Source organism: Lysinibacillus parviboronicapiens, assembly GCF_003049575.1.
Lineage (GTDB): Bacteria > Bacillota > Bacilli > Bacillales_A > Planococcaceae > Lysinibacillus > Lysinibacillus parviboronicapiens.
Window position 1 is genome coordinate 94,015 of sequence record NZ_PYWI01000012.1, and the last position, 16,398, is coordinate 110,412.

12 protein-coding genes and 2 pseudogenes are annotated in these 16,398 nt (G+C 38.6%); all 14 read right to left on the reverse strand.

Annotated features, from left to right (window positions below):
- Positions 1-530 precede the first annotated feature (530 nt).
- Positions 531-707, reverse strand: a complete 177-nt coding sequence (locus C9J35_RS23935) for a hypothetical protein (protein WP_201262063.1) — start codon at positions 705-707, stop codon at positions 531-533.
- Between the two features lie 231 nt (positions 708-938).
- Positions 939-1,214: pseudogene (locus tag C9J35_RS24720) on the reverse strand (RHS repeat-associated core domain-containing protein); the annotation flags it as partial.
- 12 nt (positions 1,215-1,226) lie between these two features.
- Positions 1,227-1,937 (reverse strand): annotated as a pseudogene (locus C9J35_RS12165) (RHS repeat domain-containing protein); the annotation flags it as partial.
- 20 nt (positions 1,938-1,957) lie between these two features.
- Complete coding sequence (locus C9J35_RS12170; protein WP_107924716.1) at positions 1,958-2,530, reverse strand: hypothetical protein; 573 nt, start codon at positions 2,528-2,530, stop codon at positions 1,958-1,960.
- Positions 2,531-2,737: 207 nt separating this feature from the next.
- Positions 2,738-3,085, reverse strand: coding sequence for a hypothetical protein (locus C9J35_RS12175; protein WP_107924717.1), 348 nt, complete (start codon positions 3,083-3,085; stop codon positions 2,738-2,740).
- Positions 3,086-3,307: 222 nt separating this feature from the next.
- The gene (locus tag C9J35_RS12180) at positions 3,308-3,589 is read right to left on the reverse strand and encodes a hypothetical protein (RefSeq protein ID WP_107924718.1); all 282 of its coding nucleotides are present in this window, start codon (positions 3,587-3,589) and stop codon (positions 3,308-3,310) included.
- A 503-nt stretch (positions 3,590-4,092) separates the two neighbouring features.
- Positions 4,093-4,386, reverse strand: a complete 294-nt coding sequence (locus tag C9J35_RS12185; RefSeq protein WP_107924719.1) for a hypothetical protein — start codon at positions 4,384-4,386, stop codon at positions 4,093-4,095.
- A gap of 74 nt (positions 4,387-4,460) precedes the next feature.
- Entirely contained in the window at positions 4,461-9,932 is a 5,472-nt protein-coding gene (locus tag C9J35_RS12190; RefSeq protein WP_107924720.1) for a DUF6531 domain-containing protein, read from the reverse strand.
- A 30-nt stretch (positions 9,933-9,962) separates the two neighbouring features.
- A complete protein-coding gene (locus tag C9J35_RS12195; RefSeq protein ID WP_010857170.1) occupies positions 9,963-10,361 on the reverse strand; it encodes a DUF4280 domain-containing protein in 399 nt (132 codons plus the stop codon).
- Positions 10,362-10,448: 87 nt separating this feature from the next.
- A complete protein-coding gene (locus C9J35_RS12200) occupies positions 10,449-10,946 on the reverse strand; it encodes a hypothetical protein (RefSeq protein ID WP_107924721.1) in 498 nt (165 codons plus the stop codon).
- 58 nt (positions 10,947-11,004) lie between these two features.
- The gene (locus C9J35_RS12205) at positions 11,005-12,102 is read right to left on the reverse strand and encodes a pentapeptide repeat-containing protein (RefSeq protein ID WP_107924722.1); all 1,098 of its coding nucleotides are present in this window, start codon (positions 12,100-12,102) and stop codon (positions 11,005-11,007) included.
- 15 nt (positions 12,103-12,117) lie between these two features.
- Complete coding sequence (locus C9J35_RS12210; RefSeq protein ID WP_107924723.1) at positions 12,118-13,629, reverse strand: phage baseplate assembly protein V; 1,512 nt, start codon at positions 13,627-13,629, stop codon at positions 12,118-12,120.
- Positions 13,629-14,270 (reverse strand): hypothetical protein, encoded by a 642-nt coding sequence (locus C9J35_RS12215; protein ID WP_107924724.1) that lies wholly within the window; start codon positions 14,268-14,270, stop codon positions 13,629-13,631. Before C9J35_RS12215 ends, C9J35_RS12210 begins: the two co-directional genes overlap by 1 nt.
- An 815-nt stretch (positions 14,271-15,085) precedes the next feature.
- Positions 15,086-16,054: a tRNA dihydrouridine synthase gene (locus C9J35_RS12220; protein ID WP_193767089.1), complete on the reverse strand. Its 969-nt coding sequence runs from the start codon at positions 16,052-16,054 to the stop codon at positions 15,086-15,088.
- Positions 16,055-16,398 lie beyond the last annotated feature (344 nt).

Here is a 16,398-nt window from a genome sequence, read left to right on the forward strand (position 1 = left end):
ACTTTAAATCACTTGAAGTTTAAAGACTTGTTGTAAGTATAGATGCCCTAATTTGTTTTTATTTCCCTATATTATAGATGACTAATTATATTCGTTTTTTAAGTATAATTATCATCCGTCAAAATACAGCGTTGGATTATTCCCCACGTGTCTAATTGGTCTTGCTGTGTATTCATACCCATACAAAGTCTGACTATTTCCTGCCAAACCAATTGGATCGGGTTGTGTATACAATCCATCGGCATGGCTATCATACTAATCAATTTAGCTCATTGACAGAATACGTCGATGCTATTAATTCAATATAGCTATCATATCCTTTAACAATATAATGTTTCAAATTCAACCTATTTCTGGGGTCGTACTTCTTTATATTTTCCTGTAAATGTTTAGAATCTATCACTTCATAAAACCCTGAATCTGGATGATTAAGTCTCTCTTCACCATTCTGCAAGTGATTTCCAATAGATGATTCCTCAAAAATACAAAAACCCTTATAATTAGATTCATCGAAATTTAACGTTACGCATTTAACTTCGGCTACAATTGAAAAAAATAATTTCTATGTTAACACATTTTTCTTTATCTATGCTCTTTAATGGTATAGCACCAACCTCAATTCTCACGCCACCCGATTCTGTATAAATCAACTCTATATCAGTGGTAGATATTTTGAAAATAAAATTTAATGGCTTTAAAGTTAACATTCTTAAAACCTCCCAATTTTTAGCCTAAACAATTTGTTACATTCTTAACAAGACCAGAACCATCTTTATTACGGAACAAAGATTGCGTTATCTGGAAACTTGCCTCCTTCGACTAATGTAGCTAATCCCCTATTATTTAATGTTACTGCTTTACCTGTTGCAGGATCAATAGTATACGAAATCACAAACTCATTAGGATTGATCTTACCGAGTCTAATATCTTTGGCAACCTCAAGTACCTACAGCTTGGAATCCAATTGTACTAAAATTAGGTGCTATTCTATTTTGACCAAAATGTAAGCCACTTGGAAAAGAAGTTATTTCGCCAAATTCAAAGGGATTAAAACTACTTAAACCTAGCGGATCAATTGTAATATTTGTATTCCCAACATACCCATACAAAGTCGGATTTCCACCCGCAAGTCCAATCGGATCAATTTGAGTATAATTCCCTTGTTCTGGGTCGTAGTATCGGAATCGATTATAATACAGTCCTATTTCTACATCTTCATACTGCCCTTAATAACGGAATGGAATGAAATCTTGTTCACCTGTAAATTCTTTTACTCTGCCATAAACATCAAGCTCAGCCGACCAAACCTTTTTACCTTCTTGATCATAGGCTTCTACAGGCGTTCCAAGATAATCACTACTAATACTGTAGTTACGTTCATTCGTGATTTTAGCTGAAGGTACAAACCCATCATTAAATACCCATGTGACTAGATTATCATTTTCTAGTTCAACTGAATCATTCTCTGAATACTCATGTAGAATGGTATTCCCATCCCACACGAATCTCATTGACTTCTCGTCAGAACGCTTCTCTATTCGTCTACCTAGTGAGTCATACTTGAAAGTAATTTCTGTCTTATCTGGTTTGATGACCTTTGCCATCATGCCATTGCCGTTATATTCGTACTTCCACGTATCGCCATTCTTTTCGACTTTCTGAACGAGATTCCCTTCCTCATCATAAGAGAATGTTGCCTCTCTCGTTTCAAGCAATCTACTGCCGGCACCGTAAATACGATCTGTCTTTTCTTTCGTTTCATACAAATTCCCGACGTCATCAACACTGCGATATAAGAAGTCAAATTGACGACTGTCTTGATTGGCCCACACGAGGTTACTGAATTCATCGTAACCATAGGTAACCCGAACACCCGTTAACTCGTTGACCATGCTTCGTAATTGGTGATTAACATCCCAATTATACACGCGTCTTCGTGTATCGCGATTTTGACTACTTACTCGATGCTGTGTTGAACGTCATAACTGCTTGAAATCCAATGGTCATTCTGCCACTCCTTGATGACTTGTCCAGATGGGTCTCGCTCCAGTTTAACGGTTACATGTTCATTGGCAGTCTCTATTAACGAACCATTTTTGTCATAGCCAAACGTCTCCCAGGTATCATCATAATAATCTGAGCGAATGACATTTCCTAAACCGTCGTGTTGATACGCTGTCCAGCGATTACCCGGCCGTTGAATCTCTGAACCAATCCCTGCTAGACTTCGTTCATACGTTTTTTCCATCCCATCAAAGCCGATTTCCTTGATGATATTTCCTTTCGTATCACGTTCAAACTGATACGTTTCGCCTTTTTCATTGATGACAGCGGTTAACTGCTCCTCTGTATCATAGTTGAATTTGACGTTCTTGCCACCTTGTTCTCGAGCTTTCAAGCTGCCAAGAATGGTGTAATCAAAGGCTACTTGCGTATGGTTATCTTTCGCAAAAACAATATCGTCATAGGCATTATACTTTAATTGAACGTCGTTACCATCTGAAAGATTGGCCCGTACAAGGCGATTCAAGTTATCATAACGAAACTAATAATCGCAATCTCCTTGTTCACAAAAAGACCTAATTTTCCATATTTAATACTCATCGCTAAAACAAAATAATAGAAAATAGGCTCGTTATGACATGAAAAGTCATGGCGAGTCTATTTTCTATTTGTACATGGGCTTCGTTTTTACTTTTCTAAACTGACGTCTACTTTTTTGAGAATGACCCAGTCCTTACCGCCATCTTCTGCTTGAATATTGCTCGTAAAAATTATCAATATTTTCCTGACTTAATATTTTCATATCATTAAAAAGACTATCAAGAATATCTTCAGCAATCACTACGTCTTCTACACAACCTGTATTTTTTGCCAGAAGTTCTACCGCTACTTTTATTATATACCCTCTGTCTGCTTCAGACAGAGTACTATCATTATAAACTTGAATTATTAATTTTTTTATTTGTTCTTTAGTCTTTTTGTTTTCAATGTAATCTTCCTCTTCACTTTTGAATTGCTCATTGTAGTAGTTCTTTAAAGAATTTCTAATTTTGTCGATTTCACTTCGAAAATCTATTTTCATAATTTAACGACACCTTCCCTTTTATGAATAGTATAAGCACTTTTAGGTATTTCACCTTGTATTGCAAGTAGCTATGTTGAATTAGGCAATCGTTCACAAATTAGAAGGAGAGTGTGTAGTAAATACACGAGATAAAACAGACAGTTCCTTTTCTTACACATAAACTCATGTAGCAAAGAGACGCGAACCACTCCTTGTCTATTTGAAAGGGAGGATTATATATTACTTGATTACCAGTTTACCTACTTTATGAGGTCCTTCACAAATGATAAGTTTTGCATTACTACTTAGTAAGTGTTGTGGTGCATGATCAAATAAAAAACAGCCTTCACAGTTATCTATCATTTTATTTTGAGTTGGATTTGCCCTATCGAATTTAATAGATAAACTCACTATATTTCCACCTTCTAGTATCTCTGTAGTTAGATGATACTCTGTTCCTGTTGGACGAGCCTTTCTTCCTCCTTCTGCTTCTGAAAACCAATATATTATTGCTTTTTTCATTTGCATCCTCCTAGTGCCCTCAGATTTTGATCAGCTCGTACAGAGTTGTGACTCTTTACCTTAATAGACTCATGGTTTAAATCTGCAACTTCAATGTAAGAAGCTGTTCCTATTTCATCATGATTACCAGACGCTCTAAACGCTTATGTTACAAGACTTAAAATCATTTGACATCCATTTCTACAACTTGTATAAACAAAATGAACTTACTCAAAGATAAAACTGAAAATGACAAAAAGAGCTAGATCTGTTCATCTGGCTCTTTTTCATTTTTTAAAACCATACTTAATAACTACAGATGTTAACGCTAGCACCAACCATGAAGGCTACAAACATCTTGCGCGCTATCGCTTACATGCTCAACAAAAACAATCAAATGGTGGAGCATTATTTGATTGTTTTCGTCAAGGAAGAAGGGGGTTACTTCTATCTCAATTCTATTCTAATAAAAAACAAAGGCAAAGCAGACGATAAAGCTCTTTTTTGCCTATGTTTTTAAAAATTTATCTCAAATCGGATTCATGAATAATTCCGTTTGAATCAATTTGGCAACACCATTTTATATGTTGCCAATTAGGATAACTACTTAGATCTTTTTTTATGGCTATACCTTCAGCGACAAGATTATCCACTTGTCCATTATCTGAAATATCCTCAGAATAAATACTCACCGGCATACCCTCGTAAAAAGTAATTATATTTCCTTGAGAGTCAGCTTTTGTATCGTTTTTGGACAACAATACTATATTATCAGTAACTAACTCATTGAAATCAACGTAAATGCGTGCTTTACTCACTTTTATAAACCTCACTGTATTTAAGTTTGTTTAGGGGAAATTCAGTCAATACATAAAAATAGCAAGTTGGGTAATTAACCTTTTGAACATTTCGGAATTCCTCTGGACTCTTTTGGTACTGGATTTGCTTTTGTTGGAGTAAACAGTTTTTCTCCCTGGTCTGCTGTTAACCCATCTACTGTTGCATGATTCATTACCATTGTTCCATTAGTAGAATTCAACTTACCATCCAAAGTAATTTTCCCTCCAGCTTTTTCTATTTCTCCAACCGTAGCTACCCCAACTTGATTATGTGGAAAAGGCTGAGCCAATTCTGCTAGACTCGCACCTGGTTTAGCTTGAGTAGATATACCACTTAACTTACCTGCTGAATCGGTAACAACACCCGAACCATTTGCAAAACTTGTAGACGAACATGCTCCAGCTCTGACAACTATATCTGTATCTGCCAAAGTTTCATGTAAACCTAATGAATCAATCATCCGATTAGGATCACGAACATACCCATACAGAGTCGGATTCCCACCTGCAAGTCCAATCGGGTCAATTTGAGTATAGTTCCCTTGTTCTGGGTCGTAGTATCGGAATCGATTATAATACAATCCTATTTCTACATCTTCATACTGCCCTTGATAACGGAATGGAATGAAACCCTGCTCACCAGTGAATTCTTTTACTCGCCCATAAATATCAAGTTTAGCTGACCAAACCCTCTTACCTTCTTGATCATAAGCTTCGACAGGCGTTCCTAGGTAATCACTACTAATACTGTAGTTACCTTCATTCGTAATTTTAGCTGAAGGTACAAACCCATCATTAAATACCCATGTGACTAGATTATCATTTTCTAGTTCAACTGAATCATTCTCCGAACAATACTCATGTAGAATGGTATTCCCATCCCATACGAATTGTATTGTTTTATCGTCAGAACTCTTCTCTATTCGTCTACCTAGTGAATCATACTTGAAAGTAACTTCTGTCTTATCTGGTTTGATGACCTTCGACATCATGCCATTGCCGTTATATTCGTACTTCCACGTATCACCATTCTTTTCGACTTTCTGAACGAGGTTTCCTTCCTCATCATAAGAGAATGTTACTTCTTTCGTTTCAAGCAATCTACTGCCGGCGCCATAGACACGATCTGTCTTTTCTTTTGTTTCATACAAGTTCCCGACATCATCAACACTGCGGTGTAAGAAGTCAAATTGACCGCCTTGATTGGCCCACACGAGGTTACTGAATTCATCGTAACCATAGGTAACTCGAACACCTGTTAACTCGTTTACCATGCTTCGTAATTGGTGATTAACATCCCAATTATAGACGCGTCTTCGTGTATCACGGTTTTGACTACTTACTCGATGGTGTGTTGGCCTACCGGTCACGTCATATTGCCATTTGCTGATGACATCTCCTGGTAAGATTCTCTCAATCTCTTGACCAAGTTCATTGTATTGCATCACTGCTGTCCAATTGTCTTGTTCTAAGCGAGAAGCCGTGATTTGCGCCACATTGCCCATCACATTACGAGCGACATCGATTTTTGCACCTAAGCTACTTGTAATCTGTGAACGGTTCCCTAATTCATCATAGCTACTCGCAATCCAATGGTCATTTTGCCACTCTTTGATTACTTGTCCAGATGGATCTCGCTCCAGTTTAACGGTTACATGTTCATTGGCAGTCTCTATTAGCGAACCATTTTTGTCATAGCCAAATGTTTCCCAGGTATCGTCATAATAATCTGAGCGAATGACATTCCCTAGACCATCATGCTGATACGCTGTCCAACGATTACCCGGCCGTTGAATCCTCTGCACCAATCCTGCTAGACTTCGTTCATACGTTTTGGTTAGCTCATCAAAGCCGATTTCCTTGATGATATTGCCTTTCGTATCACGATCAAACTGATACGTTTCGCCTTTTTCATTGATGACAGCGGTTAACTGCTCCTCTGTATCATAGTTGAATTTGACGTTCTTGCCACCTTGTTCTCGAGCCTTCAAGCTGCCAAGAATGGTGTAATCAAAGGCTACTTGCGTATGGTTATCTTTCGCAAAAACAATATCGTCATAGGCATTATACTTTAATTGAACGTCGTTACCATCTGAAAGATTGGCCCGTACAAGGCGATTCAAGTTATCATAACGGAACTTCTCTGTGGCCCCTAGCGGATTTGTCGTGGTTGTACAATTACCACGACGGTCATATGCCCATGTCGAACTCGTCCCGTCTGGTAACGTCACTTGACATAAGTTTAGATCAGTATCATAAGTTAAGCTTATCACATGACCTTGCGCATTTGTTACCGTTTCAATTAAATGATGCTTATTATAGGAAAATTCCGTTTTCGTGCCATTTTCTAAAATATTTGCCTGTAATGTCCCAACTTCATTATAAATCCACTGACTACTTCCCCCCTCTGCGTTAACAGCTCGAATCAGTCTATCCTTGTCATCATACTGAGAGGATAAGGTACTGCCATCTGCACGCGTAATCGTCACTGGATTTGCCCACTCATCATAGCTAAATGTCGTCACACGACCATCTTCTTCTACTGCTTGGAGTAATTCAAAGTCCTCATTATATTCATAGCTGACTTCACTACCATCTGGATGAACGATTTTCGTACAGAGGTTATCTTCGTTAAAATAGTAAGTACTCTTATGGCCTAAGCTATTCGTAATTTCGTTATAGCCCCCGTGATACGCAAGCTCACCTGCAAGGACATTGCCATCTCCCCATGTTTTGATGACTCGTGCACCTGTAGTTGGCCCATCATAGCGCCAGAAGAAGGTATTTTTATTTCGATCCGTTTTTTGCATCATTAAGTGATTGTTATATTTTATATGCGTACTTTGCCCTAATGCATCTTGGATTTCAACTAAATCTTGACCATCATTGTAAATATATCGGACCAAAACTTCACGACTCATCTGATTACGTAAGGCGACTTCTGTCATTCTGCCTGCCTCATTAGTAGTAACCTCGAGCACTCTACCAACACTGTCTGTTACTTGGGATAAGAAGCCTTTAAGGTTATACGCAAATTGAATATGATGGTCTTGCTCATTTCTTACTTCTTTTAATCGGTATTTCGTCTCTATTGTTTGTTCAAATACATAAATCAATCGTGTATCATGCTCAAACAAATGATACTCCTCACCGGTATTTTTCAGGGTCATTCTATCTTTTTTATTAAAATATGACAAATTTATTGGTAAAATTGGAAAGCCAACTGCGCGACCATCTGTCACCACAATCCCAATCAGGTCTTCTTCTTCAAATATCTCTAAGGCTAGATCGTATGTAAAGTGCATACCATGACCTGACAAGCCAACCCGACTACTATCACTGTACCAAGCACGTTCCCATGATAGGGGGATCGGTCCAGGTAGTTCGAAGTCGACACCTTCATATATCATACGCCCTGTGATTAAATCAACGGGTTCAAAACCTTTTTTACAGAATTTATCACTTAACCCTTTTGTACAATTAAATTTCTTTAATACCCCATGATTAAATTTCGTTAGCTCCGTTTTCGCCATAGCCTTCATTCCGTCTACTGCCTTCGAAACAGCTAGCACTTCATCCATCGAGGAGATGACTTTATCTGCTGCCGTCTTCACGCTCTTAGATCCTTTGTTGGCTAGCCCCGTTACTGTATCTAGCGTTTTAGAAACTTTCGTATAAGCTGCTTTCATCCCTTTTACTGCTTTTGATGCATCCACTACCTTATCCGCAGCTTTTGCGGTTGTAATGGCTGCATCTCCAACTTTTGCCGCTTTACCGGCCTTATAGGCTGTTTTTGCTGCATCTCCAACTACTGGGACTGCACCTACTATGTTCATAGCTGCCCCCATGTAATCTCCTCTTGCCAAGCTAATTCCTGCATTCGCAATATCTGCAAATGTACCGATGACAGGAATAAACCCAGCGACATCCAGTGCTAAACTTACGCCATCTACTAAACTACTAAACCAGCCTTTCTTCTCTTTCTTCTCTTCTGCCTTTTGCGGGAAAATTAAGTCGACTTTCGACGTAGCTTCGATTGCTTCTTCATTTAACTTCGGTGGTTGACTTTGCTTCTCCGTACCTTCTTGCTCAATGAGCGTACTAATTAACTGTGTGTCAGCTGCAAGAATCACATGACTTTGCTCCTGCGCTGATACAGCAATCCATTCTTCCGCCTCCACAGCTAGCTCTTTCATTCCACTAATTTCGAGTGTTTCATCTGCCGCTAGCATGATGGTACTGTTGCTAAGAAATGTTATGCCTTCTCCATCATCCATTTTTAAATCCAATACCCCATCTACTGCACTAAAGGTAATATTTCCAACACCTAATGTCATGTCTTTCCCAGCATTGGTGGCCAATGACTTAACGGTAGAATCAGCCATTTTCTTCGTTGCCTTTTGCCCACCCTCTGGTGTGACTGGGTCAACACGCACCGAGCTGATGACGATGGCCTCTTCTTCAACTGCACTCGGAAAATGCAATTGAGCACGTGCACCTATTTGGGGCATTAAATACATAACGCCATTGGCATCTGCGGAATAAGCAAACCAATGTGCTTTTTCTTTACCCTGGTTTTTATCTATATCTAAATGAATTTTGACTGTGTTCTGCGTGACATCAATAATCTTTCCTGTAAATGCTGCACCAATGAGATCTAAATTGCGTACCAATCGCTGACGAATACTTTTCTCTGGTTGGGCAGTATATTGAAACTTCAACACACCCCCATCAAGATGGGTTTCCCTAGCCGTTACGACATAGGATCTTCCCTTGAATTGCACCAACGTGCCCAATTCATGAGCTTCCGTACTTTCAAACTCACAAAAAGTATAATCGGCTTCGCTCACATCCGTACCATCGTTTTCAGTAATCAACCGGTACGCATCGACATCCATACGTAAGACAGAAGGTAGATGGTCGATGGTTACACTTTTCCTACTTTGAGGTGTACCAAGCCAGAATCGAGCACCCTTTCCTTTTAAATCAGGAAAAACAACCGCGTGCAAACGGGAGGCCATTCTTTTAATAAATGCCCAATCTGTTTCTAAGTATTGAATCGAAATACTATCCATGGCTTGACCGTTAGAAGCCTGGTCGATGTAATCCCCATTAGGATAGGCGCTCACGATGTTATTGATTAACTGTACATACGTCATGCTTACATCTTGAAAAGAACGTGAGCGCTTCTCAATATCCATATTTGCCGTAAACGATACAGCCTCAACTGAGACATAATGCACGCCTTGTGATGCCTGCAACTCCGCATTTTCAATTCTTCCTGAGAATAATATGTCCCTCTCTCGCCCAAATCTCACTACAACTTCATCTGTATGACTGACCCGCTGAATATATTTTTGCGCTTGCTCCTCAGCAATCATTCCTGTGAAGTACAATTTCGCATGGTCATTGCCCTTATGTTTGATTGTTAGTTTATCTAAATGTATAAGTGGATAAGGCCATTCGAGCACAAGATCTTCATACGTACTAATCATATGTACTTTATTTTCTTCTAGCGATTTCATTACTTGCCTCCTTTCAATGAACCACTTCTTTTAAAAACCTTGTATCGGTATTTCTAATTCCTCTTGCCCGTCATGAACAATATCGATTTTGCCTCCACCTGCTGAGCATTGAGTATGACAGCGGTTTAATAACGCTTGCTTCCCTTCGACATTGACATTTTCCATCCCTTCCAACCAATCAATGGAACATACTGGCGTACAAGGTTTTTTCAACTGTAAGCACACACCAAAGGTTGGAATATTTTCAGGGTTTCGATCCCCTACATTCATCACGGCCTTCCCTTTGATATATACGCCATGATCTTGCGGTAAGTTTAAATAATTAAGATGGCTACCATGCTCACAGGAAATAATTGCCCCATGTACCACATAACTAAATTGCTCCTGTTCCGTACTTTCTGTCTCCAAATTTTCCACAACTTGAGCCATTAGACATTCTTCCTTTCGTATTCGTTTGTGGTTAAATATCGCTTCAACACTGTCCAAAACTACATGCAACAGTGTTTTGGAATTTATTTATCGTCTTTCTAGTCTTACTCGCTGCAACTGGATCCCGAGAAAGGGTCTGCGCAACATACTTTCTGCCACATCTAAATTGACTATGGTGAAAGATTGCTTTTTGCTATCGACTTGAAAAATACAATCCAGTTCCACTTTCTTAGGGTCGATCACGAGCTCCTTCATTTGTCCGTCTGGATAATAAGTTGTCTCATGGGAAATACAGTTCTTCTTCACAATGTCCATAAGCCAATATACGCGCTGTGTCCCTTTCTTCATATCCGTAAACACTATGGCAGTAAAATCTAAGTTATCCTCGTATTTCGCTAACAATGCTTTCAAATCATCAGACACAATTCTTCGAGGCTTGTCCAAATAATCCAGATATAGCGCATTCTCTTTCTCTACCACTTCCCCGAATACAGATGAACAGACAAAGTTATCATCGAGGTCTGTCTTCAACGGAATGATTGGATTTGTAATACTTTGATCTTGCCGAACAATAAAATACTCCATCTTTTCCTCCTGTAACCATCATTGCTGTATCTCATAACTTTTGCACATAACATCCAAGTTAATAAATCCAATGAATGTCTTCTATCTGGTCTGGGCTAAATAAACATTTCTCTTGATCGCGCTTAAAGAACGTGGCCCCTTTTAAATTGGCACCTGTAAAATTGGTACCTGCGATCTGCGCAAACTCAAACCTTGCATTTTCCAAATTCGCATTACTGAAATCAGTACCTAGGTAACACGCAACTTCATCATCGGAAAGCATCAGCGTTTTTCCCTGTGCATGCGTAAAATCAGCGCCTGCTAAATTGGCATTTCGAAAATCCGCATCTTGAATGACTGCATAAGAAAAATCAACATGTACTAACCTACAATCTACAAAACTAGTACCCATGCAAACACTTCGTTTCAATGAAGCACCTTCTAAGTCACTGCCATTGAAATTCGCATAGGAAAAGTCTATTTGGTTGAAATGCTTCTGCTGTAATTGAAGGTTTGAGAAATTTTCAAACGTATACGATTTGTCCGTCTCTTCTTTCTCTAACCATGCGAGAAGATTTTTTTCCACCCGTTCCCGTTCATCTATGACCGCAACATCTTCACTAAACCCTTTATATTCACCGACACGAATTCGTAAGCACGCTGTTCGTTGAAAATCTATTTCAGGCACGCATTCTTGTTGATAGCGAAAGAGGTAGCGTACCAATTGAATGATATATTGATGAAACAGGGTTACTGTCTGTTGAATGATCCCTCGAATATCAGCTGCTTGGATGGAGAGATATGGCTTTCTTTCTTTTTCAAGCGTTTTTTGTAAATCTATAATCGCCTCACTAAGCCATTCTGCTTCATACTGTGCCGTGCATTCTACCCAATCGTAGTACCATGTTTCTCCATATGCTTCTAGCAAATATGTACACTTGTTTTCTAGTAATGATGTTCGCAATAATGAGAAATGTATAAAGCCAACTGGCGCTAGCTTTTCCTGTTCTTGCTGATCTCTAATATTCGCAAACAGCTGTTCAAGTGCGTCAATGATTGGTTGTAGCAATTTTTCCTTCTCTTGGCGAAACTGTCGATCAACCTTCTCCTGCAACCGGCTGACATGAACTGACACGCATTCATCCATAAAATGCTGTATTGCTTCTTCTCGTTTCATGCATCCACATCCTCACTAATTTGCTCGTACTTCTGTTCCTTTAATCTCCATTTTGTCTTCCATCTTGATTGAATTGTCCTTACAAGTCATCTCAATTTTCTCAGTCGCATTAATCATTATTTGTTTTGCATTGATGACGACTTTCTCTGCTGCTTGTAAGTTAATATTTTTATCACTAATTATCGAAATTCCATTATCATCCATCAGTGAAATCATTAATCCTCCACCCGATATAACAATCCGATCAGGTGCAAGTAGAATTTGTTTACCATGCTTGGTTCTGAGTGTTTTTACATCTGGGTCGGCCATCCGCGCTGGATCTTGGCGACCATCCACCGATGGTGCAGCACTTGATTGACCGCCGCCACCTTGACTGGCTGGATTACTTTTGGCTAACATCGCACCAGATTGTGGAGGCGCTTTTGATACGGAACTAATCGCAATCCCTGCATCCTCACGATTGCTTGGGAAGTAGATTCTAACATTATCAGATAATTCTGGCATAAAATACCATCCTGTATTATCTGCTGATGCATAGATCGTTGAATATGGAAACCAATAGGCCGTATCTTTTTCTTGCCCCTCATCGAAATCGACATGAATGCGAATTTTGTCGCCTGCAACATCAATTACTTTTCCTTGAATGGAAGCTCCAATAATGGCTTGATTATAAGTAGTGTGGACACTGAAACCGTTCTGAGGTGTTAACGTATAGATATGCTTGAATAAACCATCTTTTAGTGTCGAGATGATGTTATAGACATACAATTTTTTTGATTGGAAAGTAACTTCATTGCCTATTTTGAATAGTTGAATCGATTCTACTTCATAGTACATATAGTCACTATCGGTAATACTGTCGAGGTGATTTTTACTGGAGACAAGGAAGTTGCCAATCGCTTTTTTGACGCGATAATTAATGGCATCCATTTTCTGCGTGTTGCCGGCTTGAAATGGAACACCGAAGTAAAACTTTGCGGCTGAGTGAACAGTGTTTGGCACCAAGCCTGTATGAAATCGTGATGCCATTCGTTTAAGAAACTCCCAATCTGTCTCTAAATATTGCATCGTGAAGCTACCAAGACTAGCGCCATTTGTGACATAATCCATGAAATCTGCACCTTTTTGATCGGCAATACAGACATCTATTAATTCACTATAGGGCATACTCGCATTTTGATAGGTTTGGTTTTTCTTCTTAACATCTAACACATACGTATGCGAAACGGCTTTAACTTCCAAATAATATGTGCCCATAACTGATTTCACTTGCACATCTAACGCTAGCCCATTAAAAATAGGAATAGTTTGTCCATCACTGCCGATTTGCAATACTTCAATAGCCGTTTCTGCATCTGTCATATATACATAAGAATCTTCGAGCTCATCTGGAATCACGCCCGTTAAATGCAATGTAGCATGTTCATTCATTTGTTGCGTTATTTCGATTTGATTGACGCGAATATTATAGGGCATCACAATCATATCTTTATACGTTAAGGCTGTTTCCTTTTTCATCCGATCCATCAAACAACACCTTCTCCATCTAATAATTTGTTTTCAACCGAGATAGATTCCATCATGCCGTAAGCAATGGGTTTCCAAATATTCATCTCTTTCTGCAAACAATTAATCGAGCCCATCGTCACATTCTCGCCTACCCTAAACAAAAACATTAAATTATAAATCTTGTTATCTAGTGCTGGCATGATGAAATCAAAGTAACCAATTTGTACACTGTTAACTTCTTCCATGTCGATATCCAACATTTTTGCAGTTGGCTGCGTTTTTTGAAGTATATTCATCATGGTCTGTGTGAAATCTTCCAATTCCTCTGCTTTTATCTGTTGTTCCATGATCTTCATCGTGACGTTGATTGACGTACTTTCGCTTGTATAGATATAATCTGGTCTACGACTTGATGGATATTTAATATCCATTAATTCAGGTTCCATCACGTCAAATGATGTAGGCATGCACATCCGGATTTGATCCTCATAAAAACTAATTTCTGTAAAGGCAATCGTTTCATCTTCGATCATTAGCTGACCATCTTTAATCGCTTTAACAATATCAGTATGTAATAATTGGTTTTCGATGTTCTCCATTCGTTTCTTCTGCCTTGCATGTTTCGTCATTTCAATAACTTCTTCATCCATGAAATCCATTTGTTCACGCTCCTTTATTTCATTTCTATGTATTCGTTCTATCTCATAACCTAATAAATTGATGCCTTTGTTAATAATTTACCTTTTTTACCACCAGGATAAATTTAATTACATATATGGTAATTAACTAATTAATTGGTTATTTTTATCTGTAAACATGCTAATAAACCATAGTTAAAAAGTCAACATCAATCTTCAATATTAATGAGAATAGACAAAAAGTATTCCTATAGGTCGGAAAAATTAGATTTTTAGTGGTTAAATATACAGTGTGAAAGAAGGATAAAGTGAAACTTTTTTAGTGGGGGCTATCTTACTTTTATGGGCGGTTAATGCGGGATAACGTAAAACTTTACTCAGTTCATTGCTTTCGTTGAACCTTGGGTGGGAGTCTTACTGCCTGTTATAATACGAGACTTTAGTCGCAGAAACCCTCACTGATTATTAGTCTTCAAAAATCGAGCTTCTACGGTTAGTTCATGCAGGATAAAATCAGAGGACGGTAAATGACTAAGCAAATTACAAAAGAAAATGGTACGGAAGATATTTCCGTACCATTAAAAAACTAAAGCAAGCGCTTCTTAAACTTAATATTAAAATCAATAACCATTAAACTAATCCTGTTTTAATTTAATTATCTGCTACTCTTATTATAAGGCTTTCATTTCTTTCAGCCTCTTAAAACAGCTTTACATGTGCAGAGTGTATGTGGCAACACAAGGGTGCTAGTGGATTCAATACCGCATGCATTGTTGCCAATTTATGGCTTAATAAGCTCTAACTTTTTTGCGGTTACATCAGTCTACCGTCTATCGTCAATCAACATTGTTTGATTCAAAGTTATCAAGCAATGCACGCACTTCATCTGTTGATTTCGTGTTCATCAATTGATTTCTTAATTCACCTGCTCCACGGAAACCTTTAACATAAATTTTGAAAAAGCGATGAAGCCCCGTGATTGAACGTGGTAGTGCTTCCGCATATTGATCTTGAAGATCAAGCTGCAGTCTTAAAAGATCCAGGTACTCCTTACTGCTGTGCTCCTTTGGCTCTTTTTCAAAGGCAAACGGATTTTTAAAAATACCGCGTCCAATCATAACCCCATCAATACCATATTTCTCAGCAAGCTCCTGCCCAGTTTGACGGTCAGGAATATCTCCATTGATGGTTAATAGCGTATTTGGCGCGATACGGTCACGTAATTTTTTGATGTCCGGAATTAGCTCCCAATGCGCATCTACTTGGCTCATTTCCTTTCTTGTACGTAAATGTATAGAAAGGTTTGCAATATCCTGTTTTAAAATATGCGTTAGCCACTCCTGCCACTCATTTACATCGTCATAGCCAAGTCGTGTTTTCACGCTGACAGGCAGTCCGCCTGCTTTTGCCGCTTGAATAAGTTCTGCCGCAACATCTGGACGTAGAATAAGGCCACTACCTTTCCCTCTCGATGCCACATTCGGTACAGGGCAGCCCATATTAATATCGATGCCTTTAAACCCAAGCTCTGCCATACCAATACTCATTTGACGGAAATATTCGGGATTATCCCCCCAAATATGTGCCACCATTGGCTGTTCATCTTCTGTAAATATTAAACGGCCACGCACACTTTTCATGCCCTCTGGATGACAATAGCTATCCGAGTTTGTAAACTCTGTGAAAAATACATCCGGTCGACCGGCTTCACTTACTACGTGACGAAAAACAACATCCGTCACATCTTCCATTGGTGCCAGTACAAAAAATGGTCGTGGTAAATCACGCCAAAAATTATCTATCATGTCAAACTCAAATCCTCTCACTATGGATACAACTTTAAACTCTCGGTCAAAAAACATAAAGCCAAATGTTCCACTTCTTTTACACTTATATCATGCTTAATAACTTATTATCAAATGTGAAAAACTATTGTGAAAATCAGCAATGTTTATTTTAACGAAAATCGGTCCTGAATGGTAATTTATAAACAAAAAAGCAGATGTATAGATTTTTTCTATATCAACTGCTTATTATTAGTCCAACTCCAACCGAGTTACCGCTTCACAATGTTCAGAGTGTATGTGGCAGCACATGGGTGTTGGTGGGTTTGCTTCTTTAGTTCCTATCCAAATAACATATAAAAAAG